The sequence below is a fragment of the Halomonas sp. AOP5-B2-8 genome, assembly GCF_052376475.1.
GTDB lineage: Bacteria > Pseudomonadota > Gammaproteobacteria > Pseudomonadales > Halomonadaceae > Vreelandella > Vreelandella casei.
The window spans coordinates 130,566-155,582 of record NZ_JBQSVS010000004.1; the positions used below are offsets into that span (position 1 = coordinate 130,566).

Sequence of the window (25,017 nt, forward strand, 5' to 3'; positions counted from 1 at the left end):
TATGCTAAGACTTGATACTCAGTTCGAGATTCATAATCTTCGCGGCACTAAATTATTCAAGGTAGTAACACTTTCCGAGTTCATTGAGAAAGGGAAAGCTGCCTGCGCAGGGATGGCAGATTTTGATGACCTGATGCTATGGTTAGATAGCGCCTCAGAAGCCAGCTATCAACTGATGTCGTTGCCGGTGGGGGGCGTGCTGTTTGCCACAAGACCTACCCCGTCGAATACGTTTCAAGGCGTTCAGCTTCTCAGTCCAAAGGATCCTCGGGTGGTACAGCCTGGAGACGTGATTGTTCTATCGGCTGGATCGCCAGTCGTTCGGGTGCTTTATCGCCGCAGTTCTAACAGTAACCTATTGTTCATGACTGACAGATGTAACAGTCTCTGTTTGATGTGCTCGCAACCGCCGAAGGATATTGACGATGCCTGGCATGTAGAAGAAAATCTTCGTCTAATGGACTTAGTTGATCCAGGCGAAGAGCAACTGGGGATTAGCGGTGGAGAGCCAACCCTTTATCGAGATGGGCTACTGGAAATTCTTCGAAAGGCTAAAGAGCAGCTTCCAGAAAAGTCCCTTCATCTTCTCAGTAATGGCCGGTTATTAAATGACCCAACCTGGATTGAAGATTTAAGAAGCGTTGATCACCCGCAACTGACCTGGGGCGTGCCACTGTATGCAGATAATGCCCACGACCACGACTATGTAGTGCAAGCACCAGGCGCTTTCAGTGAGACGATACAGGGCATTTACAATCTTGCCAGGGCGAATCAGCGAATCGAGATTCGTGTAGTGTTGAGCCGTTTGACGACACGCCGCCTACCTGAGCTTGCCCATTTTATCTTCCGAAATATGCCCTTTGTCGAGCATGTTGCGCTTATGGGGATAGAGAACATGGGGTTAGCAAAGAAGCATTACGAAGAGCTTTGGATTGATCCGATGGATTATCAGGAAGAGCTGGGCCAGGCGGCACACTTTCTGGATACAAGAGGTATTAATGTGTCGGTGTATAACCTGCCGCTTTGTGTCTTAAAACCGTCATTAATGCCTTTTTATCGCCAAAGTATTTCAGATTGGAAAAACCTGTTTATCGACACCTGTCAAAGCTGTGCGGGAGTGGAACGCTGTGCTGGTTTCTTCAAGTCTCATACTGCTCGCTGGCAGAGTCGTGGAATACGTTCAATAACTACAGAAGAGCTTGCTGAATACGTTAGGAGTGCCTCATGAAATTGTTGACACGTTGGAAGTTTCTACTTGGCCAGACCATGGCACTTATTCCTATGGTGGGTGCCCCATTTGCCTATGCGGGGCCAGAAGCGCTTGAAGGGTTTGAATGGGGAAGTAATTCTGGTGGTGAGTCCCCTGTATTCAGAAATACGCTTAATGCTGAGGATGTGGTGAACCTCTATGCGGCCCATCGCTCGCATAGTTCTCACCGCTCTCACCGCTCTCACAGCTCTCATTATAGTGGATCGAGCGGCTACAGTGCACCGCGATCCACTTACACGCCACCGCCTACTCGATCTGTGCCAAATACAACAAATAGCAGCGCTGGCTCATCGACTAGCTCAAGTCCAAGTTCCAGCGCTGGCTCCAATCTAAATAGTGATTCCTCCCCCTCTTTACACTCCTCCGACTCTTCTCGTGTAACGCCCCTAAGAAGGCCGGATAGTGGTGATCTTGCCGAACTCATTACGCGCGTACAAACAGCGTTGATGATTAAGGGTTACTACAATGGGGCGCTAGACGGAATAATGGGCAGTCAAACCCGAGGAGCTCTTATGTCGTTCCAAGCTGACTCTGGGATAGAAGTCAACGGCCGGATGGATACGCCAACTTTAAATGCGCTAGGGATAGTGATCCGCTAGTGGAGAGTGAAATTAGGATAGTAATCTAGCAGCATTTTCGGAAAATATTTTTGTCTGTGGGCTCATGCCATCATTTTGAAAAGTACCTCATTCCTGCATATGACGTACCTAGAGTTCTCGCGACCCATAAAGTCTAGGAGTTTAGATTAAATTCCCGCGAGCGCCCGATAAGTTGTAAAAGAGCCTGCTGCTTATATATAGAATTTTTAGCTTCTAACGTTATAAAGAATGATCTTTCAGGCGCTGGGCAGCTTAAAAAATATTATTTCATATTGATTTCTTAACATTTTGGGATTTTGAGAAATGTTGAAAATATAATTTTCAACATAGAGAAAATAAAAAACCCTAAGCAATTCAACCGCATAGCAGTCTTGTGGATAGGGTCTTGTAACAGTAAATCTTGAGCTTTTTTCTTTCGCGAAAAATTAATGCGAGCCTTGCTAGAAGATCAGCATTAGAAGGCCAATAACAACTATCAGGCCAATCATAAAGATGATACCGACGGTGCTAGCTAAAAATTTCAACATGCTCTTCTCCTTTGTTTATCTCGTTAGCTCATCCTGAGTTAACGCTGGTTATGACTTTATCATAGAAGCCAACGTTAGTTTGCGCCAACGAATTGAGCCACTCCATACTCTATCAGTATTAAGCTGATCAAGGCGCACTGGAAGCGATTAGTTTAACTGCCCCAGCGCGCCCGGGGCACCGCTAGCCTTGGGAGGCGGCAAGCGCCTGGTCGATATCGGCCAGCAGGTCGTCGATATGCTCGATGCCAATTGATAGGCGCACCATGTCCGGGGTGACGCCGGCTTTTTGTAGCTCTTGGTCATTCAACTGGCGGTGCGTGGTAGAGGCCGGAATAGAGGAGCAGCTCTTAGCATCGCCAATATTAACCAGCCGCAAAATAAGCGAAAGCGCATCGTAGAAGCGCTCGCCAGCGGCTTGGCCACCCTTAATCCCGAAGCTAAGAATGCCCGAAGCGTGGCCATGCATATAGCGCTGGGCTAATGCGTGATCGGGATGGCTTTCCAGCCCGGCATAGTGCACCCATGCCACTTGGGAGTGACCTTCTAAATGCGTAGCGACCGCTAGCGCATTAGCGCAGATCCGCTCAATCCGTAGTGACAGTGTTTCCAGCCCCTGCAGAAGATTCCAGGCTGCTTGAGCAGACAGCGCCGCGCCCATATTGCGCAGCGGCACTACGCGTGCGCGGGTAATAAAGGCGGCATCGCCGACATCGCGGGTATAGCAAATGCCGTGATAGGAGACATCCGGCTCGTTCAGCAGCGGAAACCGGTTGGCATGTTCCGCCCACGGGAAGTTGCCAGAGTCTACAATAACGCCACCCACCGTGGTGCCGTGGCCGCCAATGTATTTGGTGGCCGAGTGGACGACAATATCCGCCCCGTGTTCAATGGGCCGGCATAAGAACGGTGAGGCCGTGGTGTTATCCACAATCACCGGGACTCCGTGACGATGCGCGGCATCTGCAAGCGCCCGCAGGTCGACGATCCCGCCAGAGGGATTGCCGATACTTTCGCAAAATACTGCTTTCGTGCGCTCATCAATTAGCGCTTCGATGCCGGCAATGTCGTCTTTGTCGGCAAAGCGCACCTGAATGCCCTGGCGCGGCAAAGTGTGAGCGAACAGGTTGTAGGTGCCGCCATACAGCTCGCTAATCGAGACGATGTTGTCGCCCGCTTCTGCAATGGTTTGAATGGCGTAGGTGATCGCTGCCATTCCTGATGCTACCGCTAGGCCCGCAATACCGCCTTCCAGCGCGGCTACTCGTTGCTCTAGCACGGCGCAGGTCGGGTTCATGATGCGAGAATAAATATTGCCTTCCACTTTCAGGTCAAACAGATCCGCCGCGTGTTGTGCGCTGTCAAAGGAAAATGACGTGGTCTGGTGAATCGGAACCGCAACAGCATTTTGCGAATCCGGTGAGTAACCATGATGGAGGGCGATCGTTTCAGGTTTCATAAAGGCAGCTCGTGAAAGAGAGGAGTAGCCCTGATCTTAGAGAAGTCGACGCGGGTGAGCCAACGTCGTTTAGTCGGATGCCCTGCCTCAATCGAAGGCCGAGTGAGGTCACTATGTATCGGCGATGGCCTGTTCGGCAGGCGGCTGTCAAGATTGCCGTGTCTCATTTGGTGAGATGAAATCGTAAAGTTGTCTTGCTATGTTCTAAGCCACACCAACAAAAAATGACGCGCGCCATGCCTGCACACATGCCTTCACCCGGTAGAAATACGCAACAGACTCCCTCGACGTTGGTTCATGCCATGCAGGTGCTGCAAATCACAGCACGTTGCGGGCACCGTGGTGCCAGCATCAATGATTATCTCGATGCGCTCGAATTCAGTCGCCCAACGCTTTATCGATTATTAAAAGGGCTCAAGCAGCAAGGGTTTTTGCGCTCTTCTCCTGTTCGTGGGCGCTATCTATTAGGGTATGAACTGCTGGTGCTCGGCGCTCAGGCGGGCAATGGCGCCGGGCTGCGTGACCTGGTTCGGCCAAGGTTGCTGGCTTTAGCCCATCGTTGTGGCGATAGTTTTTATCTCTTTGCGCGCGATGGTTTTAATGCTGTTTGCTTGGAAGTACAGAACGGCGCCTACCCTGTGGGCAGTTTCGTTAGCGCTACGGGCGGCCGCCTGCCGTTAGGTGTTGGCCAAGCATCTATCGCCTTGCTTGCCTATCTGGAAGCTGACGAGCGCAGCGATATACTCAGCCATAACGCCGCACGACTGCTTAGCGAATACGCGATCGCCGTTGCTGATGTTGAAGCGGAAATACACTATCTACTCACCCATGGCTATGCTCACGGCGTGGAGGGATCTCTGCTGCCCGAGTACAGCGGCTTGGCCATTCCTATCCTTGATCACAGCGGTCATCCTTTGGGTGCTATGAGCTGCTCTATGCTGAAATCGCGTATGACAGCTGGCCACAAGGCGGATGTTCTCAAAGGCATGCAGGATGAAGTGGCTGCCATGGTTAACAAGGCCCACGGCCTTTTGTATTTGGATTGAATCATCATGAAACTCCTCACACACCCTTCCCACCAGCGCCCGTGCGGCTGGAATTCATGGCTACCTTCGCGAAAGGTGCGCCCAGCGTTAAACGGTCAGTCTGAGGCAGAGGTGGTCATCATCGGCGCGGGTTATACCGGCTTTGCGGCGGCCACTGCCTGGCAGCAAGCGCGGCCGGATGATCGCATCAAAATTCTTGAGGCTGATCGAGTCGGTGAAGGTAGCCCGGGGCGCAATTCTGGCTTCATGTTGGAAATTGCCTTAGCGAACGACGCTCGGCCCGAAGAGCTTGAGCGCATGGGGCAGTTAAACGCGTTGAGCCGGCAAACGATGACGCTGCTACGTGAGCGTGTTGAGCGTCTAGGTATCGACTGCCAGTTAGCGCATAGCGGCACCTACCGAGCGGCCAGAAGCGCGATAGGCCAGCGTTCACTTAAACAGTACGAAGACTTTCTTAACGCTGCTGGACTGTCCTATCAGACCTTAAGTGGGGGCCAGCTCGCTGAAAAAATTGGTACCCATTATTACTCGCATGGCCTTTATTCGCCGGACTGTTATCTGGTCCAGCCAGCCGCATTGATTACGGGCTTGGCAGATTCGTTGGAACCCGGAATAGAGCTGCACGAATATTCGCCCGCCACGCAGATTGTGCCTGACGGCAAAAAGTGGCGTGTTTCGACCTCGGAAGGTGAAGTATTGGCTGGGCGAGTGATTCTCGCCAATAACGCTTTTTCGAGGGCTTTCGGTGCCGACTCTTCGCGGCTAACGGCTATTTATACCTATGCCGCTATTACCGAGCCATTAGCGGAGCGGGATCGTCAGCGTATTGCTGCTACAACCTGGGGGCTGCTGCCTGCGCACCGGCTGGGTTGTACGCTGCGCACCACGGCCGACGGGCGATTGATGATTCGTTCAGGCTACAGCTATGAGCGCGAAGCCGATAACGCGCGTGTCGAAGACGGATTAAGAGCAAGCCTTGAAGCTCGCTATCCCGACATCGCCCCCGTGCGCTTTGACCAGATGTGGGGAGGCACCACCGGGCTTACCTATAACGGCGCGCCATTCTGGGGTGAGATTCAGCCCAATTTGTATGTATCGGCAGGGTGTAATGGTGGCGGGATCGTCAAGGGCACCTTCCTGGGCGATGCGCTGGCGCGCAAAGCGCTGGGACAGCCCGTTGAGGATATTGCATCGCTGTTTGGCACCGCTAGTTGGATGCCGCCTGATCCTGTGCGCCGGTTAGGATTTTATCTAACCAGCCAAGTAGAGCGCCTCAAAGCGAAATCCGAAACCTGATCCCAACCTTTATTATAAAAAAGAGAGATTACAATGAATCCTCAAGAGCATATTGGGCTGTTGTCTATCCTGCCGGCGGCACTTGCGATTGTGCTGGCGTTCGTCACGCGTAATACCGTTTTTTCATTGGCCGTTGCTTGTTTTGTTGGGGTAATCACCCTGGGCAATGGGTTGATGGGGTTTCCGACGCTGTTAAAGGAAACGCTGGGCACGACGAGCTTCTCCTGGATATTGTTGCTCGAGCTATTCATCGGTACGGTGATCGCTTTTTTCCAGCGGACGGGGGCTATTCAAAACTTTACTGCCTGGGTGGAGCGCCGTGCCTTATCGCGTGTGAAGGTTCAACTGATTGCCTGGGTCATGGGGATGTTTGTTTTCTTCAGTGACTATTTCAGCCCGCTGTTTGTCGGCAGCACGATGCGTGGCCTGACGGACCGCTACCGTGTTTCCCGTGAAAAACTCGCTTACATCGCGGATTCAACCTCAGCCCCCGTGAGCGTTCTGATCCCTATCACCGGCTGGGCGGTATTTATCTCTGGGCTGCTGATCGGTATGGGCCCTATCGAGAATGCGGCGCAGGCAATGAGTGTGTTTCTCTATGCCATCCCCTTCAACCTTTATGCATTTCTTTCTGTGCTGGTGGTGGGGCTGGTGATTGTTGGCGTTATTCCGCTTTTCGGACCAATGCGTGAAGCTGAGCGTCGGGCCCAAGAAGAAGGCAAGGTATTGCGTGATGGTGCTGAGCCGCTGGTGGGAGAGGAGCTAACCGATATTCCACCTTATGAAGGTGTGCGCACCAGCCTATTTTGGAACTTCTTCGCCCCGGTCATGGTGGTGATCGGTGTGGCGGTAGGGACGTTTATTGTGATGGATTCGGCCAAGACCATGGAAGCCTTCCTGGCGGCGTCGGTGTTCTTAGGGATTGTCATGCGCCTGCAGGGCATTCCTTTCAACGATATTATGAAAACCTCACTCTCCGGCATGAAGGGTGTCATGCCCGCGATCATCATTCTGGCGCTGGCCTATTCGCTGAATCAGCTGTCAAAAGATATGGGCACGGCCAACTACATTGTTGAAGCAACCGCCGGTTGGCTGACGCCTGCGTTACTACCCGCCATGACGTTTTTGATTGCCGCCGTCATTGCCTTTTCCACCGGCACATCATGGGGCACCTTTGCCATTATGATGCCGTTAGCCGTACCTCTCGCCTTCAATTTCAGCGCAGATGCCATTACGCCATTGCTCTATGCCACCGTCGCCGCAGTCGCGGGCGGCGGTGTGTTTGGGGACCACTGCTCGCCGTTGTCGGACACATCGGTTCTTGCTTCTACCGGCGCCGCTTCCGACCACATTGACCATATCAAGACGCAAATTCCCTTTGCGCTCGCTGTCGCCCTGGTGACTCTGGTCGCGTATCTATTGATCGGCCTCATGCTGTGAGGCTTGTTTCATGCCGGAGTTAGCGCACCGCAGGGCATAGGCGCAAAAGAGGAGTTATTAGTATTTCCTGCGGTGCTTATTTAGCGATCCAGCGGTGCTTTTTAATATGCGCATCTGCATAGCTGAGCAGAGTGTCAGCATGGTGGCCATCGTGTAAAGCACACGATCACCCGCGCCACGCCAACACGCACTCTTTCTTCTTCATACCAGCGAGCAGACCATAGGATATGCACGATTGCGAAAATCGATATAAGGCTGACCGCTCATAACACGTTGAATGGAGCTGTGGCTGGCCGCGAGATCATCCGGATGCATGTAGCCAGTGATCAGGGTGCCGATCAGCTCATTTAGCCGCGCTGATCTGATCTGTCTTTATAGTGGCTTTCTGAGCCTGTACAGATCAAGGGTGTATAGGCATAGTTCTCATGCATAGATAGCGTGATGTCGATGTAATGAAGGCAAATAGCGGTCAGTTTTTCGACGGCTCTTGATGGGTAAGCAGCAAGTGGAGGACGTTCTTTGATCTATATTATTTTTGTCATAATCCTTGTGGGCGTAACGGCCGCTTTGTACCAAGTGTATGACGTTAACCATAATATAAATGTCGGCAATGAAAAGAAATTATCGCGAGCGAATAAAGCCCGCTTAGCAGAGCTCTCTGCCAAAGCAAAAACGTCTTCAAACGAGCATTCAGAGGCAGAGTTTGGCCAAGCCGCTGCTGCTGTTTTTGGCCCTGGTATTACGCGGAAAATGGCCTTGACGGCATTTAATGATGAGGAAGAGGGGCGCTATGCCATTCCTCTACTAAGGCGCAGAGAAAAGTTGGTTTATAACGGTGATATTAAAGTAAAGCATCTATCGTTTTGGGTAACGAAACTGCCTACGTTTGACGTGCGTGGCCTGCTAATAACGCTTGTTATTATTAACTGCTTTTTGGCACAGCTTTTAGGCGGGATGAGTATCTATACCATTCACTATAAGTTTTCGGCGTCCGCACTTTTATGGATTAATGAGCCGTTTTATTTAATGATTATTATTTATGTATTAATCTTTATGACGTTCTGTATTTCAAGGTTTGATATGTATATGAACGATATTTATCAAATCGGTAAGCTAAGTCGGCATGTGAACTCAGGCGAGGGTGGAGTGAGCGTTTAATGTCACTCCAAACGCCGTTGGCTGTGTAGTAACTTTCCGAGAGTTTCCATGCCGTGCTCGCTATAGGCAGTCCAGGGATGGCCGTAGCTCAGGCGTATGCAGTGGCGAAACTGCTGCGTCGCCGAGAAAATAGGGCCAGGCGCTATGCTAACGCCGTGATCAAGCGCCATGGTGAATAGACGCAGTGAATCAATATGTTCCGGGAACTCGACCCATAAAAAGTAGCCGCCTGCAGGCCGCGTTATGCGGGTTTGGGCAGGAAAATAGCGGTTTGCAGCGGCCAGCATACTGGCTTGCTGAGCTTCTAGAGCGTGGCGGAGCTTACGCAAATGGCGATCAAACCCGCCGTGCTGCAAATAATCGGCAAGAGCCGCTTGTGCTGGAATAGACGGCGAAATGGTCGTCATTAGCTTCAGCCGTGAGATGGCCTTGGCATAGCGGCCACCCGCTGCCCAGCCGACGCGATAGCCCGGTGCCAAACACTTTGAAAAAGAGCTGCAGTGGATGACCAGTCCCTCGTCATCAAAGGCTTTTACGGGGACGGGGGGCGCACTGCCGAAATAAAGCTCCGCATAGACATCATCTTCTAACATCGGTACTTGGTGCTGCTTTAACAGCTGGTAAAGAATCCGCTTGCGCTCTTTGCTAAGGCTGGCGCCGAGTGGATTTTGCAGATGGCTCATAAACCAGCAGGCTTTAATAGGGAGTGACGCCAGTCGCTCTGCCAACACCTCAAGGTCGATGCCGTTTTGAGGATGTACCGGAATCTCCACCGCTCTTAATTTCAGCCGCTCTAACACTTGTAGGGTGGCATAAAAGGCGGGCGATTCGACCGCGACAAGATCGCCCGGCTGGGTCACGCACTGCAGGGCTAAATTGAGCGCCTCCATGGCACCATTGGTAATAACTAGCTCTTCGATAGGTCGTTGAATGCCACCCAGCATGTAGCGCAAGGCAATTTGCCGCCGTAAGCCGGTATGCCCTGCAGTCATATCAGCCACCAGCTGCTGTGGCGAAAGAGCGCGTAAGCCGCGAGTCATGCTGGTGCTTAACCGAGTCAGTGGAAAAAGCTCGGGGCTGGGGAACGCGGACCCAAAGGGTACCGTTTGTGTATCCTGCAGTGAATCGAGCACGGAGAATGCCAGCTCGCTCACTTTTACTTCCGCCGGGTCTGCGTGTTGCAGCGTGACGCGTGGTTCATCCCGCAGGCGCTGCGCATGCTCGCGGACAAAATAGCCTGAACGTGCGCGAGCAGTGATCAGCCCTTGGTTTTCCAGTAAGTAATAGGCCTGAAATACCGTAGATGGGCTAATGCCATGATGGCGGCTGGCTTGGCGAACTGAAGGTATTCGCTCCCCAGGGCTTATTACGCCCTCGCGTATCAGCGCGGCTATCTCATCGGCAAATTGCTCATAGCGTTTCATGGGGCAGGTCACCGTCGTTTTATTACTTGTTCAAATACAGGGTTGCTTTCTGTGCTCTTAATTGTATCAAATGGTTACGTTATAAAAATAAAAACTGGGGTATTATCCAAGGCCATAAAGACAGTTACGTGTGAATCATTGAGACCTTATTGCAGGCAAACCATGTATACAGTCGATCTATTTCCTCTCGATAATTTTCCGGTGAAATGCATGGTCACCGATGATAAGCGACGTATTGTCTATATTAATCGCTATATAGAAAAACAGTACGGTTATTCATCGGATGAACTGTTAGGTGCGGATCGATTTGTTTTACTCAGCAAAGCCTCTCAAATTATGTATGACACTTATATCGCTTCTTGCATAACTGCTGCCGGCGTTACAACACGTGCATGCTATGAACATACTGGATAAACGCGCTTTCTATTTGCTAGAGGTCAGCAGCTGTGGCGGTATCCGCGCAGCGGCTGAGCATATGAATATCAACCCGTCCGTGGTGAGCCGTCAGGTGCGGGGCTTAGAACAAGAGCTTGGCATGGCGTTGCTGGAAAGGCAGGGGCGTCATGTAATGCTGACGGAAGCGGGCCGGCTAGTGCTGGAAAGCTTTCTGGCCCAGCGGCGCTTGAATGCTGAACTGAGTGATACGCTTTCCCGCTTACGCAATTTGCAGACGGGTAAAGTCGTAGTGTCGGTGGGCGACGGCTTTGTCGATAGCTTTATTAACCACGTAATGCGGCGTGTTTCCGAGCAATATCCCGAGGTGCTAATCGAAATTAAAACGGGCATCTACTATCCTCGCGAGCCGCATGAAATGGTAGCGACAGATGAGGTAGATATTGCCATTACCTATGGCCCGATTTCCGACCCTAGGCTAGTGGTTCACTCCTTTGAGCGTGGGCCGCTATGTGCACTGGTGGCGCCTTTCCACCCACTGGCTTGCCAGACTGGTGTCACCGTGGCTGAGCTGTTGCAGCACAAGTTGATCTTCTTGCCGGATGTATCAGGATCTCAGCAGTTTGTTAGCGCGGTGCTTGGCGCCGCTGGGCAAAGAGCAACGCCTGCCTACCGCTGTAATCTACACTCCGTCTCACGGCGCATGGCAAGCGCGGGCATTGGGGTATCGTTTATGACTGCCGCCGCCGCCCGAAATGAGATAGAGGCGGGGTTATTGAAAGCGATCCCCATTACGCACTCTCTAGCTGCCAGCAGCCAGGGAAATCTCGTGCGTCGAGCCGGCAGAAGGCTTTCGCCCGCTGCCGACTATTTGTGGAAGCTGATGATGACGATGCAATAATGCCGCGAGGCGTTAGCTTGCCATCATGTAAACACCAGGGCCAATCGGCCATCCCATGGCAAGCCAGAACATCAGGAACGCCGACCAAGCAATCAAAAAGCCGAGTGCCATCGGTAGCATCGTGGCAATCAGTGTTCCCAGCCCCATATCTGGCTTGTAACGCTGCATATAGACCAGTGCGACCGAAAAGTACGGGCTCATTGGGGAAATAATGTTGGTGCTCGAATCGCCAATACGGAACATCGCCAATACAAAGGCTGGGTCAAAGTCGATCATCATCAGCATTGGAACGAAAACCGGTGCCATTAATGCCCATTGAGCCGAGCCGCTGGTCATAAAGACGTTGAGTATCGCACTCATAGCAATAAATGCCCCGACTAAAGGCAGGCCGGTAAAGCCGGTGCTTTGCAGAATATTAGAGCCCTCAATGGCAATATATTGACCAAGTTCTGACCAGCGGAAGTAGGCAATAAATTGCGATATTGCAAAAAACAGTACCAGCGTCGGCGCAAGATCACTGGCGGATTCTGCCATCCGCTGGGGCACGTCGCGGCTACTGGTAATTTTGCCGGTGGTGATGCCGTAGACCAAGCCAATCGTTACAAAATAGATAAACATCAGTGGCACTAGCGAGCGCAAGAAAGGCGATGGAATGAGACCACCTTCTGCATTGCGTAGCGGCGACGCCTCAGGAATCACTGCAATAAGCACCAGGGCCAGATAAATCAAGGTGGCAAAACCGACACGTTTAAGCCCCTTTTTTTCCGTAGCGCTTAGCTCTGGTTTAACGATGTCCGTTTTAAAATTTTTGTCCATCGGTAGGGTGCGCTGAAGCCTTGGCTCCACTATTTTGTCGATGATGAGCGTGCCAACGATAGCTAGCACGAATACCGAGCAGGCAACGAAGTAGTAGTTGTCGACCGGCGAAATATAGGCGTCGGGATCGATCAGGCGCGCCGCGTCGGTGGTAATGCCCGCAAACAGTGCGTCTCCCACCGTTATGAACAAACTGGCATCAAAGCCAGCACCTGCGGCAGCGTAAGCCGCAGCGGCTCCGGCAATAGGATGACGGCCCACTGAGTAGTACAGCATGGCCGCCAGGGGGATCAGAATTAGATAGTTAGCATCGGATGCAACGCTGCCACAAATGCCTGCCAGAAATACGCAGAAGGTAAGCAGAGAAGGCGGAGCTTTCGCCACACTCGCCTGCATCAGTGTCGACATTAGGCCTACTTTATCCGCAAGGCCGATGCCGAACATGACCACCAAAATGAGCCCCAGCGGTGGAAAATTTACAAAGTTACTGACCACGCTGGTCAGCATGAATTCGATCCCGTCTGCAGAAAGCAGGTTGCGAACGGCGACGCTGTCGCCCGTTTGCGGGTTGATGGCAGAAACACCAAACATCGCGAGAATGGCGGAGATAACCACCACCACTGCGGCCAGAATGGCAAACAGAATAAACGGATGGGGGAGTTTATTGCCCACCCGCTCAATAGAAGAAAGTACGCCTTGCATCGTTTTAGCCCTTATTATTAAACATTATTTTTAATCTAATGGGGTGTCGAGAGGCCACTAACGCTGGGATAACACGCTTTTTGCCAGGGCCACAAACATGCCTGCAGCGACCGGTAAGATCTGGTCATTGAAATCATACTTTTCATTGTGTAGATAAGCGCTGTCACCGTTACCGACAAAGAAAAAGCAGCCGGGCACTTCTTGTAGATAAAATGCAAAGTCCTCTGCGCCCATGGTAGGCATGTAATCTAGCTGCTGGATATCGTCGCTAACCGCATGCTCCGCGGCTATTGCCAGCACTCTTTCTGACCATTCTGGATCGTTAACTAGCGGCGGAATTTGATGAAGATGCTCAATCTGGAAGTGCGCGCCGTGGGCTGTACATACGCCCTGTATCACCTGCTCTAATTTGCCGGTCAGCGCCTCACGTGAAGAGGGGCGGTCACTGCGAATATTGATCAGCAGCTCAGCATGGCCGGGAATAACATTGGCGGCATCTCCGGCGTGAAAAGACGCTACCGTAATCACGCCAGCTTCGAGCGGAGACTTATGGCGAGCCACCAATCCCTGTAGCTGCTGTACCAGTGATGCGCCTACGTAAATAGGATCAACCGCCAGGTGCGGCATTGCAGCATGCCCGGAAACGCCCTTAATGATGACTTTGTAAGTGTCGTTACCGCCCATGGCCGAACCGGATTTGACGAATAGCTGGCCGGCTGGAAAGCCAGGGCGGTTATGGTAGCCAAATACGGCGGATACGTTAGGGTTTTCCAGCACGCCTGCCTTGACCATTAAGTCTGCACCGTTGCCGCCTTCCTCTCCTGGCTGGAACAGCAGCTTTATATAGCCGCATAGCTCATCACGCATCGCCATAATGGCCTCGGCGGCAAGCAGTAGCGTGGCGGTGTGCCCGTCGTGGCCGCAGGCGTGCATCAAGCCTTCCTGCTGGGAGCAGTGATCAAAAGCGTTAGCTTCCAGAATAGGAAGAGCATCCATATCGGCTCGGAAAGCAATCACAGGGCCGTCTCGCCCGGTGTCCAGTTCAGCCATCACACCCGTGATAGCAATGCCTTCTGTAACTGTGTAACCAAGCGCACGAAGTTGCTTTGCAACAAGCGTGGCAGTGTTGGTTTCTTGGAATTTAAGCTCAGGGTTTTGATGAAGCCTATGCCGCAGCGCGGTGGCATCTTGCAGCTGTTTTTCTGAAAAAACGTGTTTTGAAAGCATTGCCTGTTCCTGCCGTTATTAGCGTCATTATTTTAGAGGCTATAAATTAAGCGACTTAGCAGACAGGAAGGAGAGGCTAGCGTGACAAGTTCGTTGCTTTTTGAGCAACAGTGGGTAGTGCTTTACGTTCAGCAGGCCACACATCCCCCCCTAGGTTAAATGAATCTAGGGGGGGATGTTTATTACATCTCTGGCGGTAGAAGCTCGGCGGGTACGTCTAGGCCAATTTCCTGATAGTAGCGCACGGCGCCTGCATGAAGCGGGGAGGTAGTATTTTCAACAGAGATGGCTGGCGTCATCCCTTGGGCGGGAGCAAAGGTCTGGCTTAACCGCTCGATATTTTCCCAATAAGCACGTGTGAACTCGTAAACTGCATCTTCGGATAGATCAGCGCTGCTTGCGACGCCGATATAGGTGCCCAGCGTGGTCGTTTCTGGCATGTCCCGATAAGTGCCTGCTGGAATAGTCGCTGCAGACAAGAAGGGCAATTTTTCCGTTGCGGTCGCTACTTGTTCATCACTCATTGATAGCACGCGCAAAGGTCGTGCCGAGTGAACCTCCGTAAAGGCTGGAATGGGGGGAATGCCGTTATAACTGAATCCAATGATGCGGCCATCCACAACGGCATCGGAGGCATCCGACATGCTCATACGCTGATAGTCGGGAGTGATTTCAAGCGCATCGAAGACGCGTTCGGTGATGTACTCGCCTCCGCCACCAATGCTACTGGGGTTAAAGCGCTGGCCGTCCAAGTCTTCAAACGTTTCGATACCGCTGTCCTGACGAACTGCCCAATGCATGGTGGAAGGGGCAACCCAAAGTACCATTCTGATATCGTCGATGGCTTTGTTCTGATAGCGCCCTTCGCCATGATAAGCCTCGTAGGCGCCGGGGGCATCTACGAGTGCAAAATCGATCTCACCACGACCTAAACGAATGGTGTTTTCTTGAGAGCCCCCTGTTTCACGAACAGAAATTTCTAAAGGGGAGTCGCTGCTAATAAGCCTGGAAAGCTCGGAATAGCCGAAATACCAGCCTGAAGCCGTTGGAGCCACGCCAATGCTAACGGATTCGCTAGCCATCGCTTGCGCCGAAAAGCCTGCTAAGAGTATTGCTGCCGCTAATGGTTGTCCAAAGACTCGAAACGATTGTGGACGCTGAATTTTCATTAGTACTATGCCCTTGTTGTGGTATTGGCCTGAGCCATCATAAGGCATAGTAACGTTCTAATGTCACACAATGGCAATTGTCGTTTCGACTAATAGAAAAGTTGCCGCTTGGATAAGAAATTTTCTTCGATAGGCGTTGGGCGTTAGGGTGGCGTCAGCTCAGAGGCCTCTGAGATGACCTCCGTTTGAGGCTCGGGTGTGTCATGCGGATCGGGGAAGCCCGGCATTCAGTCCTTGAATGATTTATCTATGATTTGATGCTTTTTGTTACTTATGGTTTTTTATTATGATTTAAGTTGTCTGTATAGTAAATTTTGTCAGCATTTTGTTTATAAGCCACTGCTTTTCTTGCTAAGAAAAGCAGCTAATAAAGGCTGTCGAGATGCGCTATTTTTATTTTGTTTTGATATTAATAAAAATTAGTTTATAGTTATTTTTTATTAAAGAAAAATTGATAAAAAGTCGTAACCACTAGCATTGTTAGCTGTCTATCGACAGCCATAGCTAGTTGTGCCTTGATAATTTTGTTCAGCGGAATATCTCTTCCCAGGAGCTCACCATGCTTGTATTGAACTTCTCTCGCACTGCTAGCCTGAGTACTTTGGCCGCGACGCTTTTCGTTACATCCACTTTAGCCAACGCTCAAAGCGTTACCGGCACCATTGATGCCTCTATCACATTAGAGGCCACATGCTCAGTTGGTGGCATTGAAGGCACGGGAGTCGACTTCGGCAGCCTAGCATTTGGCAGCCATTCGGCACTATTCGATCAAGTCGATACTGAAGTAGCGGGTGGCAGCGGTATCACAGTACTCTGCTCGCCGGGCGTTGCGCCCACATTTACATTAGTGGAAGGGGGGAATGATGGTGATGCAGCTCCCGCAACTCATGCAATGCAGAATACTGAAGGCGGCACTTTTGTGGGCTACACGTTATATACCGATGCAGCCCGCACTGATCTGCTAGCTCTCAATGGAGACATCGTGCTAGACCCATTCACGAATACGGCTCAAACCATTTCGCTTTATGGCCGAGCTTTTGGTAGCCCAGGCAACCTGCCTGCTGGTACCTACGAGGACACCCTACAAGTTCAGCTCGCCTGGTAGCGTTGAATGATTAAAGGCTGGCAACTTGTCAGTTCCGCAGTGATGGTAGCGGGGCTTTCTCAAGCCTCGCCAACCGACACCTTTATGGTATCGGCCACCATTACTCCGGGCTGTTTAGTTAACCAAGAAATTCCGTCTAACGGAACACTCCTTGGCATGATAGGTAGTTTGGCTTTTGGTACTGCATCAGCACTTTCCCAAGACATGCGCAGTGCATCACTAGTCACGTCAAGCGCCTTTACGTTGAGCTGTACGCCTGGAACGCCGCTAACGCTTCGAGTTGATGGCGGTCAGCAATGGGACGTAGAGCGCCAGCTCAAGCGTGTAAATGGAAACGAGACGCTCGCCTATCAGCTTTATCAAGATGCCGCACTTCAGAACGCCATCGGGATCAGTCAACCAGTCTCCATAGATACTTCGACCACACCAGACAATATCACCTTGCCCATTTGGGGCAGGCTGATGCTGCCGGGTAACTTGCCTGCCGGCAGTTACAGTGATGAATTATTAGTCACATTGGAGTGGTGACGTCTCATTGGCGGGATAATAAGTAACGAAAGGGAATACCTAGTGCGAATAATGCGTTTCAGTTACGTCATTGGCGTTCTCGCTTTGCTAAGCCTGCTGGCGAGCCCGATTTCCGCAATGGCTAGCTCTTTGTTGATCTGGCCCATTTACCCTGTTATCGAGAGCGACCAGCAAGCCAGTGCTCTTTGGCTCGAAAATCAAGGCAGTCAGCCAGCCAATATGCAGCTGCGCATATTTGCGTGGTCACAAGAAAGAGGGGATGACCAGTATCAGACCCAGCAGTCAGTGGTAGGGAGTCCGCCAATGATCACAATCGCTCCCGGCGAGCGGCAGATGGTACGCCTGATTCGGCAGGCAGTGCCGCCCGTTGGTCAAGAGCAGGCCTACCGAATTATCATCGATGAAATTCCTGCGCTAGCACCCGGTAATGAGGTGCAGAATACGCCACGCGCTGCGGTTAAGTTACAGATGCGTTACTCATTACCGCTTTTCGTTTACGGTGAAGGAGGCATTCCACCAGAACGCGTAGCTAATCATAGTAATAGCGGGTTTTACCCAGGACTAAGCTGGCGGGTTATTCAACAGGGCGAGCAGGCGCAGTTGGAAATTCAGAATACTGGCCAACACCATGTGCGCCTGAGCCAAGTGGCCTTCAAACAAGGTGAAACACGCGCGGAAGTTTCCGCAGGTCTACTTGGCTATGTACTGCCCGGCGGTACGCGCCGCTGGCTACTACCCCAAGGAGTCAGGCCTATGGGCGAGCTACATGCGCAAATATTGGGTGAAAGCCATCGCGTTTTACCTAAATAGCCACCTGTATGAATTGTCGCCTTAATCGGCTTTTTCGGGTATGCCTATTGTTGTGTTGTAGCGCTCTGCTACCCGCTATCACATCAATGCCGGCGCTTAGCCAAACACTTCCAGCGCCTCCTACTGCGGATAATGCCGATACCGTTCAGACGCTATATTTAGAGATCGTTCTCAATCAATACCCTACCCAGAGGGTTATTGCCGTTATCCAGAAAGATGACTCTCTGCTGATTAAGCGTGAATTGTTGATTGATATCGGGTTGCCTGCTGAGCGCTTAGCAGGCCGGGAGGAGGTCATCAATCTAAGTCGTTTGAGCGATGTAGAGGTTCAATATCACAGCCCGACCCAAAGGCTTTACATCAATGTTCCTCCTAACTGGCTATCCCGCCAGTATCACGCCAGCGCACGCACGAATAGTCGTTATCCGTTGCAAGCAAGCCCAGGCGCGTTATTCAATTACGATGCCTACGTTAGCAGTGCTCGGCGAGGAGGCACTACGGCGAGTCTTGGTCATGAGGCACGCCTTTTCGGCACCACGGGAACATTCACCACTACGGGGATTTACCGACAAGCTTTGACGGGTGAAAGCGGCATGAACGAAGGCTATCGACGTTTCGATACCCGCTGGGAGTACGCTGACCAAGAGACAATGGTTCACTACACCGCAGGTGACGTGATAACTCGGCCGCTAGGCTGGACCAACGCAGTGCGCTTAGGGGGCATTCAAATTTCCCGTGATTTCGCTCTTCGGCCGGATCTCGTGACATACCCTCTGCCCGAATTCTCGGGGGAAACGGCGGTTCCTACTACCCTTGATCTATTTATTGATGGAACGCGCCAATCTTCCACGGCATTGGCCCCTGGTCCATTCACTCTAACTAATATGCCAATGGTGACCGGGGCGGGTGAGGCGATAATAGTCACTACGGATAGCCAGGGTCGCCGAGTATCTACTAATCTGCCCTTTTATATTTCTAGTGAATTATTAAGTCCGGGGCTAACTAGTTATAGTGCTAGTGTCGGTGCCCTACGCAAAGACTTTGGCCAGCGCGATTTTGCGTACCGCAATATTGCAGCTACCGGTAGCTATCGCCGTGGTATTAATGACTATTTCACACTCGAGCTTCAGGCAGAGGCAGCCAGCGATGTTTCTACCGCAGGTGCGGGCGGCGCTTTTAAACTATGGCGGCTCGGCACGCTGGAGTCCGCCTATCGGCAGAGTTATAGCGAAGGTATTACAGGAGCATCATATACGACGGGATACCGCTACCGTAGTCGCGGCTTCAATATAGGGCTGCGTCATCAGGTGGAGCAGGCGGAGTTCGTCGACTTAGCCAACAGCATTCAACGTAACTCAAACTATAGAGCACAGCGAGAGATCTCTCAGCTCACCACCGGCCTCAGTTTGGGGCGTTTAGGCTCTTTGGCTGGTGGCTACTTCGATATTAAAACAGATCAAGATAGCCGTTCGCGTCTACTTAATCTGACCTACAGCCGCCCTTTATGGGAGCGTATGCATCTCTCGCTATCGGCTAACCGAGAAGTTGGTGGAGATTGGAGTGCTCTGGCACAAGTCACGTTACCGCTCAGTCGCCGCCCTGGCACGCTGAGCGCTAGCGTTCGCCGAGATGCTGAAGGGGGCATGTCCACTCGCACTCAATATACTCAAACAGCGCCGATACAGGGCGGTTGGGGTTGGAACCTAGCCTATGAGCAACGCAGCTCCGAAAACGACTATCGTCAAGCTGAGTTAGCTTGGCGCGGGGCCGCTACTGAGTTGCGAGGCGGTACTTTCGGTACTCAACAAAATGCCGTGCACTATGCTGATGCCAGGGGCTCACTAGTACGCATGGATAGCCAATGGTTTGCTGCCAACTACGTACGCGACGGATTTGTTGTGGTCAGCACCGATGGCCAACCCGGTGTTCCAGTACGCTACGAGAATCAGTTGGTCGGCAGCACCCGAGACAGCGGCCACCTACTCGTCCCGTGGGCACGCGCCTACTACGCAGGAAAGTATGAGATAGACCCTTTAGTACTGCCCGCTAACCTGAGTGTGGCGCACGTTGAACAGCGCGTCGCTGTCAATGCAAGAAGCGGCTATTTACTTAATTTTCCGGTTAAGCGCGTCATTGCAGCAACGCTAGTATTAGTCGACTCGCAGGGTGACCCTTTACCTCTCGGTTCCCGTGTCATAACCAACAGCGGTGCAGTTTCGCTAATAGGCTGGGATGGTCAGACCTATTTAGAAAACTTAGAAAGCGCTAATCAACTTCACGTAACGCTGCCCAGCGGCGATAGCTGCGAGCTAAGACTGGCCATTGACGTACTCTCTGATGAAATACACCACCTAGGAAGCCAATTATGTCGTTAGGGAAGCGTGAAGGTACGCCAAAACGGTCTAAATACGGCGGGCTATACGGTTTCGTACTGCTAGCCTTAGCGATTGTTAGTCCTAACGCCTGGGCTTGCACGATAAGTCCAAACATTAGCGCAGCCTTTGGTAGTGTCAATTCTTTTGTTATCGAAAGCTCGCCTCAAAATACCTCGGCTCAACCCAGTGCAGGTGCTGTTTGCCAAGGCGCTTTGCTAGGGCTAGCCGTTACCTCCAACCAGAGGATTCGTGCCACGCTTAACAGCACTAACCAAGGACGGCTGGTTAACATCGAGAATAACGACGCAATCCCTTATCGCATCTTTGCTCTGGCATCACAGAATGAGCAAATGTTCCTCGGTACGGCTTATAACTATTTTAATCCTGTGCTGATTGATCTACTTGGTCTGATTGGTGGCCAAAACATTAATATTCCCATGGAATTTAGAACCTTACCCACTACCAATGTTGCAGCCGGCATGTATACGGACACACTGACCATCAATTGGAATTGGCGAATCTGCGACATTGGATTGTTAGGAATTTGCCTAGCAAGGACGGGTACAGGAACTACTACCATCAATCTTAGTATCATGGTCACTCCTGACTGCGCGATTCAAGCCCCCGACCTGGATTTCGGCAGTGCGCCGCTTGTAGCGGGTTTTGACACAGTCTCTCGCACGATTGACATTACCTGCACGAAAGGCAGTGACTATTCAGTTGGGTTAAGCGACGGGCAGCATGCCGCGGGTAACGTGCGACGAATGGAAGGCGGCGGCCAATACCTTAATTACCAGCTTTACAAAGGAACGACTGGTAACAGCCGCTGGGGAAATGGTGGCAGCGAACGACGCGCCTCGTCGACAGCCGATACAAACCCTGGCACGCCGAGCGGCAGCTCTCAAGGTTTTACTTATCGTGCCGAGATACTGCCGGGACAAAGCACGCCACCGGCTGGCACCTATACCGATATGATTATTGTTGATGTTGCGTTCTAAGTCGCTTTTTCCCAGGAGCCCCGCAATCAAGCGCCCTTAGACGCCGCTAACGTGTACAAAAACTCTAATCCCAGCGTGGCGGCGGCGAGCGAAGTAATGTCGCCGTGGTCATAAGCGGGATTAACCTCCACCACGTCCATGCCGATTAAATCCATACCGACCATGCCGCGGATGACTTTCAACATTAAGTCAGTCGACATGCCGCCACAAACGGGCGTGCCGGTGCCAGGGGCGTAGGCGGGGTCGAGACCATCAATGTCCAAGCTAACGTAGGCCGGGTGATGGCCAACGCGGGCGCGGATACGTTCCAGCACCGCAGCGGGGCCATGGTCGTTGACCCAGTCAGCATCCAGCACTTCATAAGGATGGTTGCGGCGGTCGTAGCTAGTGCGGATGCCAATTTGCAGCGAGTGCTCAGGCACGACCAGGCCTTCTTTTAGGGCGTGGTGAAAAATGGTGCCGTGATCAAAGCGCGTGCCTTGCTCGTAAGTGTCAGTGTGAGCATCGAAATGAATCAGTGCTAACGGGCCGTGTACCCGGGCATGGGCGCGCAGCAGTGGCAGGCTAATGTAATGATCGCCGCCAAGTGTCAGCATTTTTTTACCCGCGCTTAGCCAGCGATGGGCATGACTTTCCAGATTGTCTACCAGGCTTTCTGGCTCGCCATACGCATAGTCAACGTTGCCGGCATCGCACACGCTTAGGCGTTCTTCTAGCGCAAAGTCCCACGGCCAGCGTTTGCCTTCCCAGATTAAATTAGCGGTGCTTTGACGAATAGCATTTGGCCCCATGCGGGTGCCGGCACGGCCCGAACAGGCAAGGTCAAAAGGTACGCCACTTACCACGACATCGGCGTCGGTTGCCTTGGGGTCCGTCGCTTTTGCTACGCCCATAAAGGTAGAAATCACATCGCCATAGAGGCTGGGCATCGTTTGTGCAGACATAGATGATGCAGACATTGCGTGGTGGTGAGTCACCGGTGTGCTTCTCCTTATGGTCAGGAAATCGCTGATAGTCGCGAATGGGGCAGACGATAAGGAATAATTGGTAATAATTTAAATGAATGTTTAGAATTTAATCATTCATAAAATGAATAGCAGTCATTTATGCGATCGTTCCGCCATTTCGACCTTAACCTGCTACTGGTCTTTGAGACGCTGATGCGCGAGCGCCACGTTACTCGGGCGGCAGAAGCGCTCTATCTCAGCCAGCCAGCGCTGAGCCACGCGCTTAAGCGCCTGCGTGAGTCGCTGGGCGACCCGCTGTTTGTGCGCACAGAAAACGGTATGCAGCCAACCCCACGCGCACTGGCGCTATTGCCCGTCGTGCAGCAGGCGCTGGCGCTACTGCGTGAGGGCCTTGCGCCGCCTGCCTTATTTGCGCCTGCCGAGAGCGCGCGGCGTTTTACGCTTGCCACCACGGACTACTTTGAAGAGGTGATGTACCCGCCTTTTCTTAGCCAGCTATTGGCCTATGCGCCGGGCATTAGCTTTTCAATCGAGCTGATTACCCCTGATGTATTAGGTGAAGGTCTTGAACAACGCCATGTCGACATGGTGGTAGGATTGGATAGCCAAAGCGCGCTGCCTAGCGGCGTAATACAAACGCCCTGGATGGATGAGGAACTGGTCTGTTTGGCAGCGACTCACAATAAGCGCATAGGGGAGGCGTTAGATATCGTGCAATTTGCCCGCGAAAGGCATGTGGAACTGACCGATATCAGCGGCTTGCGCCCCAGTAACATTGACAGCTGTTTGGTGCAGCACGGCTTAACGCGGCATGTGATTTCTAAGAATCTCAATTATATTGCCGCCGCGCGGGTGGTGGCGCTAACAGAGGCGGTCATGACGCTCCCGCGGCAAATGGCTGAACGGTTTGTCGATATGCTGCCGGTACGCTTAGTGGAACCACCTCAGGAATTGCCAGCGTTAAAAATGACTCTGATCCAGCATGGGCTCTATGCCAGCGATCCGGCCATTGCCTGGCTTTATCAGCAGCTTATGACGTTTGCTCAGGCATTCAGCCACCGGCCTTCTGCGGCTTAATAAAAGAAATATTAGCTTTTAATGTTGTCCTGACAAGATTAAAGACGGTTGAAAGAAAACTAGCCGTCAGTAATGATGCTATGCCTTGAGCGGAATGTGCGTTGCATTACGTTCATTTAAGGGGCGCTGTAGACAATTAATAAAAGGAGAACGCCAGTGAAAATAGGCGCACCGAAGGAGAGTGCCCGGGGAGAAGCGCGTGTAGCGCTAACCCCTGAGAGCGCAAAGCAGATCCAGAAACTAGGCCATGAGTGCCTAGTTGAAACTGGCGCAGGCCTTGCTGCGGGCTTTAATGACGACACTTATCGCGATGCTGGTGTGACGGTGGTGGACGGGCCTGAGGCGCTCTGGCGTGATGCTGAGGTGGTCATTAAAGTCCGCGAGCCCTCTGATGAAGAGGCGGAACGCCTGCGTGAAGGTCAAACACTGATTGCCTTCTTCTGGCCGGCCCAAAATGAAGCGCTGCTAGAGAAGTGTAAGGCCCAGGGCGCGACCGTTGTGGCGATGGATATGGTGCCGCGTATTTCGCGTGCCCAGAAGATGGATGCGCTCTCTTCCATGGCCAATATCGCGGGCTATCGCGCGGTGATTGAGGCGGGCAATAACTTTGGCCGCTTCTTTACCGGCCAAGTGACTGCCGCGGGCAAAGTGCCACCGGCTAAGGTGCTTGTGATTGGCGCGGGCGTGGCGGGGTTGGCCGCGATTGGTACGGCCACCAGCCTGGGTGCCGTGGTGCGCGCTTTTGATGTGCGCCCTGAGGTATCTGAGCAGATCGAATCCATGGGCGCGGAGTTCGTGTTCCTCGATTTTGAAGACAGCCAAGATGGGTCTGAAAGCGGCGGTTACGCATCGCCCTCAAGCCCTGAGTTCCGCGAAAAGCAGCTTGAGTGCTTCCGTGAGCAGGCTCTCGATGTCGATATCGTCATCACTACCGCATTGATCCCCGGCAAGCCTGCGCCCAAGCTGTGGCTGGAAGATATGGTCGCGGCGATGAAGCCGGGCTCGGTGATTATTGATCTGGCCGCCGAAAAAGGCGGCAACTGCGATCTCACCAAGCCTGACGAGCGCGTGGTCAGCGATAACGGCGTAATAGTGATCGGCTACACCGATTTCCCATCGCGCATGGCAACGCAATCATCCTTGCTGTACGCCACCAATATTCGCCATATGTTGACGGATCTAACGCCTGAGAAAGAGGGCGTGATTAATCACAATATGGACGACGATGTGATTCGTGGCGCTACGGTGACGCATCAGGGCGAAATCACCTTCCCACCGCCGCCGCCCAAAGTGAAAGCGATTGGTGCGGCTAAGCCGAAGAAAAAAGAGAAAGAGCCCACGCCTGAAGAGAAAAAAGCCGCCGAGATTGCCGGCTTTAAAGCGCAAACCACGCGCCAAGTGGGGCTGTTGGCCATCGGTGGCGCGTTGATGCTGCTGCTCGGTCAGGTCGCGCCTGTTTCCTTTATGCAGCACTTTATTGTCTTTGTATTAGCCTGCTTTATCGGTTTCCAGGTGATTTGGAAAGTAAGCCACTCGCTGCACACGCCGTTGATGGCGGTGACCAATGCGATTTCGGGCATCATTATTTTGGGGGCGATTCTGCAGATTGGTTCCGGCAGCGCAGTGGTTAGCGTATTGGCGGCAATCTCAGTGCTTATCGCGTCAATTAACATCGTGGGTGGCTTCCTGGTGACACGCCGGATGCTGGCCATGTTCCAAAAATCCTAAGCGG

Annotated in this window: 22 protein-coding genes; 15 read left to right on the plus strand and 7 right to left on the minus strand. The window is 52.3% G+C overall.

Annotation, left to right across the window (positions count from 1 at the left end):
- Window position 1 precedes the first annotated feature (1 nt).
- The gene (hxsC, locus tag ACT3RP_RS10725) at window positions 2–1,228 is read left to right on the plus strand and encodes a His-Xaa-Ser system radical SAM maturase HxsC (RefSeq protein ID WP_483393755.1); all 1,227 of its coding nucleotides are present in this window, start codon (window positions 2–4) and stop codon (window positions 1,226–1,228) included.
- The gene (hxsA, locus tag ACT3RP_RS10730) at window positions 1,225–1,869 is read left to right on the plus strand and encodes a His-Xaa-Ser repeat protein HxsA (RefSeq protein ID WP_483393756.1); all 645 of its coding nucleotides are present in this window, start codon (window positions 1,225–1,227) and stop codon (window positions 1,867–1,869) included. Before hxsC ends, hxsA begins: the two co-directional genes overlap by 4 nt.
- Before the next feature lie 440 nt (window positions 1,870–2,309).
- Here the strand turns inward: hxsA and ACT3RP_RS10735 are convergent, their stop codons facing one another.
- On the minus strand, window positions 2,310–2,396 hold the full coding sequence (locus tag ACT3RP_RS10735; RefSeq protein WP_441685660.1) for a small membrane protein YohP: 87 nt from the start codon (window positions 2,394–2,396) through the stop codon (window positions 2,310–2,312).
- A gap of 181 nt (window positions 2,397–2,577) precedes the next feature.
- On the minus strand, window positions 2,578–3,852 hold the full coding sequence (locus tag ACT3RP_RS10740; protein ID WP_483393757.1) for an O-acetylhomoserine aminocarboxypropyltransferase/cysteine synthase family protein: 1,275 nt from the start codon (window positions 3,850–3,852) through the stop codon (window positions 2,578–2,580).
- Window positions 3,853–4,088: 236 nt separating this feature from the next.
- Between ACT3RP_RS10740 and ACT3RP_RS10745 the strand changes: the two genes are divergently transcribed.
- From ACT3RP_RS10745 to ACT3RP_RS10760, 4 genes are all read left to right on the plus strand, one after another.
- Window positions 4,089–4,898 carry an IclR family transcriptional regulator gene (locus tag ACT3RP_RS10745; RefSeq protein ID WP_483393758.1) on the plus strand — a complete coding sequence of 270 codons (810 nt, stop codon included), beginning with the start codon at window positions 4,089–4,091 and terminating at the stop codon, window positions 4,896–4,898.
- Between the two features lie 6 nt (window positions 4,899–4,904).
- Window positions 4,905–6,194: an NAD(P)/FAD-dependent oxidoreductase gene (locus tag ACT3RP_RS10750; protein WP_483393759.1), complete on the plus strand. Its 1,290-nt coding sequence runs from the start codon at window positions 4,905–4,907 to the stop codon at window positions 6,192–6,194.
- A 33-nt stretch (window positions 6,195–6,227) separates the two neighbouring features.
- A complete protein-coding gene (locus ACT3RP_RS10755; RefSeq protein ID WP_441685636.1) occupies window positions 6,228–7,634 on the plus strand; it encodes a Na+/H+ antiporter NhaC family protein in 1,407 nt (468 codons plus the stop codon).
- A gap of 519 nt (window positions 7,635–8,153) precedes the next feature.
- Window positions 8,154–8,792 carry a hypothetical protein gene (locus ACT3RP_RS10760; protein ID WP_096277322.1) on the plus strand — a complete coding sequence of 213 codons (639 nt, stop codon included), beginning with the start codon at window positions 8,154–8,156 and terminating at the stop codon, window positions 8,790–8,792.
- Between the two features lie 2 nt (window positions 8,793–8,794).
- Here the strand turns inward: ACT3RP_RS10760 and mapR are convergent, their stop codons facing one another.
- Window positions 8,795–10,216 carry a GntR family transcriptional regulator MpaR gene (gene mapR / locus ACT3RP_RS10765; protein WP_441685633.1) on the minus strand — a complete coding sequence of 474 codons (1,422 nt, stop codon included), beginning with the start codon at window positions 10,214–10,216 and terminating at the stop codon, window positions 8,795–8,797.
- A 162-nt stretch (window positions 10,217–10,378) separates the two neighbouring features.
- Between mapR and ACT3RP_RS10770 the strand changes: the two genes are divergently transcribed.
- Both ACT3RP_RS10770 and ACT3RP_RS10775 read left to right on the plus strand, forming a co-directional pair.
- On the plus strand, window positions 10,379–10,630 hold the full coding sequence (locus tag ACT3RP_RS10770; protein WP_441685631.1) for a PAS domain S-box protein: 252 nt from the start codon (window positions 10,379–10,381) through the stop codon (window positions 10,628–10,630).
- On the plus strand, window positions 10,614–11,510 hold the full coding sequence (locus ACT3RP_RS10775) for a LysR family transcriptional regulator (RefSeq protein WP_441685630.1): 897 nt from the start codon (window positions 10,614–10,616) through the stop codon (window positions 11,508–11,510). The genes ACT3RP_RS10770 and ACT3RP_RS10775 overlap by 17 nt, the downstream gene beginning before the upstream one ends.
- Window positions 11,511–11,522: 12 nt before the next feature.
- On the opposite strand, the gene ACT3RP_RS10780 is transcribed toward ACT3RP_RS10775, so the two are convergent.
- The 3 genes from ACT3RP_RS10780 to ACT3RP_RS10790 form a co-directional block, all read right to left on the minus strand.
- The gene (locus tag ACT3RP_RS10780; protein ID WP_441685629.1) at window positions 11,523–13,028 is read right to left on the minus strand and encodes an AbgT family transporter; all 1,506 of its coding nucleotides are present in this window, start codon (window positions 13,026–13,028) and stop codon (window positions 11,523–11,525) included.
- A 57-nt stretch (window positions 13,029–13,085) separates the two neighbouring features.
- On the minus strand, window positions 13,086–14,255 hold the full coding sequence (locus tag ACT3RP_RS10785; RefSeq protein ID WP_483393760.1) for a M20 metallopeptidase family protein: 1,170 nt from the start codon (window positions 14,253–14,255) through the stop codon (window positions 13,086–13,088).
- A gap of 182 nt (window positions 14,256–14,437) precedes the next feature.
- Window positions 14,438–15,424, minus strand: a complete 987-nt coding sequence (locus ACT3RP_RS10790; RefSeq protein ID WP_096282245.1) for a TAXI family TRAP transporter solute-binding subunit — start codon at window positions 15,422–15,424, stop codon at window positions 14,438–14,440.
- A 559-nt stretch (window positions 15,425–15,983) separates the two neighbouring features.
- On the opposite strand from ACT3RP_RS10790, the gene ACT3RP_RS10795 reads away from it, so the two are divergent.
- The 5 genes from ACT3RP_RS10795 to ACT3RP_RS10815 are packed head-to-tail and all read left to right on the plus strand — an operon-like array spanning window position 15,984 to window position 21,240.
- Window positions 15,984–16,529 (plus strand): Csu type fimbrial protein, encoded by a 546-nt coding sequence (locus tag ACT3RP_RS10795; protein ID WP_096277334.1) that lies wholly within the window; start codon window positions 15,984–15,986, stop codon window positions 16,527–16,529.
- Between the two features lie 6 nt (window positions 16,530–16,535).
- Complete coding sequence (locus ACT3RP_RS10800) at window positions 16,536–17,057, plus strand: Csu type fimbrial protein (protein WP_441685624.1); 522 nt, start codon at window positions 16,536–16,538, stop codon at window positions 17,055–17,057.
- A gap of 51 nt (window positions 17,058–17,108) precedes the next feature.
- The gene (locus ACT3RP_RS10805; RefSeq protein WP_483393893.1) at window positions 17,109–17,867 is read left to right on the plus strand and encodes a fimbrial biogenesis chaperone; all 759 of its coding nucleotides are present in this window, start codon (window positions 17,109–17,111) and stop codon (window positions 17,865–17,867) included.
- 47 nt (window positions 17,868–17,914) lie between these two features.
- On the plus strand, window positions 17,915–20,242 hold the full coding sequence (locus ACT3RP_RS10810; RefSeq protein WP_483393761.1) for a fimbria/pilus outer membrane usher protein: 2,328 nt from the start codon (window positions 17,915–17,917) through the stop codon (window positions 20,240–20,242).
- Window positions 20,233–21,240, plus strand: a complete 1,008-nt coding sequence (locus ACT3RP_RS10815; protein WP_096277340.1) for a Csu type fimbrial protein — start codon at window positions 20,233–20,235, stop codon at window positions 21,238–21,240. The genes ACT3RP_RS10810 and ACT3RP_RS10815 overlap by 10 nt, the downstream gene beginning before the upstream one ends.
- 26 nt (window positions 21,241–21,266) lie before the next feature.
- Here ACT3RP_RS10815 and speB read toward each other — a convergent pair whose 3' ends face one another.
- Window positions 21,267–22,169, minus strand: a complete 903-nt coding sequence (gene speB / locus ACT3RP_RS10820) for an agmatinase (protein WP_444625061.1) — start codon at window positions 22,167–22,169, stop codon at window positions 21,267–21,269.
- A gap of 177 nt (window positions 22,170–22,346) precedes the next feature.
- Here speB and ACT3RP_RS10825 point away from each other — a divergent pair, with 177 nt between their 5' ends.
- Window positions 22,347–23,285, plus strand: a complete 939-nt coding sequence (locus tag ACT3RP_RS10825) for a LysR family transcriptional regulator (RefSeq protein ID WP_441685620.1) — start codon at window positions 22,347–22,349, stop codon at window positions 23,283–23,285.
- 156 nt (window positions 23,286–23,441) lie between these two features.
- Complete coding sequence (locus ACT3RP_RS10830; RefSeq protein WP_444624871.1) at window positions 23,442–25,013, plus strand: Re/Si-specific NAD(P)(+) transhydrogenase subunit alpha; 1,572 nt, start codon at window positions 23,442–23,444, stop codon at window positions 25,011–25,013.
- Window positions 25,014–25,017 lie beyond the last annotated feature (4 nt).

Coding starts and splice junctions, on each gene's coding strand:
- ACT3RP_RS10785 (WP_483393760.1), bottom strand. CDS start 14,255: ATGCTTTCAAAACACGTTTTTTCAGAAAAACAGCTGCAAGATGCCACC.
- ACT3RP_RS10825 (WP_441685620.1), top strand. CDS start 22,347: ATGCGATCGTTCCGCCATTTCGACCTTAACCTGCTACTGGTCTTTGAG.
- ACT3RP_RS10795 (WP_096277334.1), top strand. CDS start 15,984: ATGCTTGTATTGAACTTCTCTCGCACTGCTAGCCTGAGTACTTTGGCC.
- ACT3RP_RS10780 (WP_441685629.1), bottom strand. CDS start 13,028: ATGCAAGGCGTACTTTCTTCTATTGAGCGGGTGGGCAATAAACTCCCC.
- speB (WP_444625061.1), bottom strand. CDS start 22,169: ATGCCCAGCCTCTATGGCGATGTGATTTCTACCTTTATGGGCGTAGCA.
- ACT3RP_RS10745 (WP_483393758.1), top strand. CDS start 4,089: ATGCCTGCACACATGCCTTCACCCGGTAGAAATACGCAACAGACTCCC.
- ACT3RP_RS10800 (WP_441685624.1), top strand. CDS start 16,536: ATGATTAAAGGCTGGCAACTTGTCAGTTCCGCAGTGATGGTAGCGGGG.
- ACT3RP_RS10755 (WP_441685636.1), top strand. CDS start 6,228: ATGAATCCTCAAGAGCATATTGGGCTGTTGTCTATCCTGCCGGCGGCA.
- ACT3RP_RS10790 (WP_096282245.1), bottom strand. CDS start 15,424: ATGAAAATTCAGCGTCCACAATCGTTTCGAGTCTTTGGACAACCATTA.
- ACT3RP_RS10815 (WP_096277340.1), top strand. CDS start 20,233: ATGTCGTTAGGGAAGCGTGAAGGTACGCCAAAACGGTCTAAATACGGC.
- ACT3RP_RS10735 (WP_441685660.1), bottom strand. CDS start 2,396: ATGTTGAAATTTTTAGCTAGCACCGTCGGTATCATCTTTATGATTGGC.
- ACT3RP_RS10740 (WP_483393757.1), bottom strand. CDS start 3,852: ATGAAACCTGAAACGATCGCCCTCCATCATGGTTACTCACCGGATTCG.
- ACT3RP_RS10775 (WP_441685630.1), top strand. CDS start 10,614: ATGAACATACTGGATAAACGCGCTTTCTATTTGCTAGAGGTCAGCAGC.
- ACT3RP_RS10750 (WP_483393759.1), top strand. CDS start 4,905: ATGAAACTCCTCACACACCCTTCCCACCAGCGCCCGTGCGGCTGGAAT.
- ACT3RP_RS10805 (WP_483393893.1), top strand. CDS start 17,109: ATGCGTTTCAGTTACGTCATTGGCGTTCTCGCTTTGCTAAGCCTGCTG.
- ACT3RP_RS10770 (WP_441685631.1), top strand. CDS start 10,379: ATGTATACAGTCGATCTATTTCCTCTCGATAATTTTCCGGTGAAATGC.
- hxsC (WP_483393755.1), top strand. CDS start 2: ATGCTAAGACTTGATACTCAGTTCGAGATTCATAATCTTCGCGGCACT.
- mapR (WP_441685633.1), bottom strand. CDS start 10,216: ATGAAACGCTATGAGCAATTTGCCGATGAGATAGCCGCGCTGATACGC.
- hxsA (WP_483393756.1), top strand. CDS start 1,225: ATGAAATTGTTGACACGTTGGAAGTTTCTACTTGGCCAGACCATGGCA.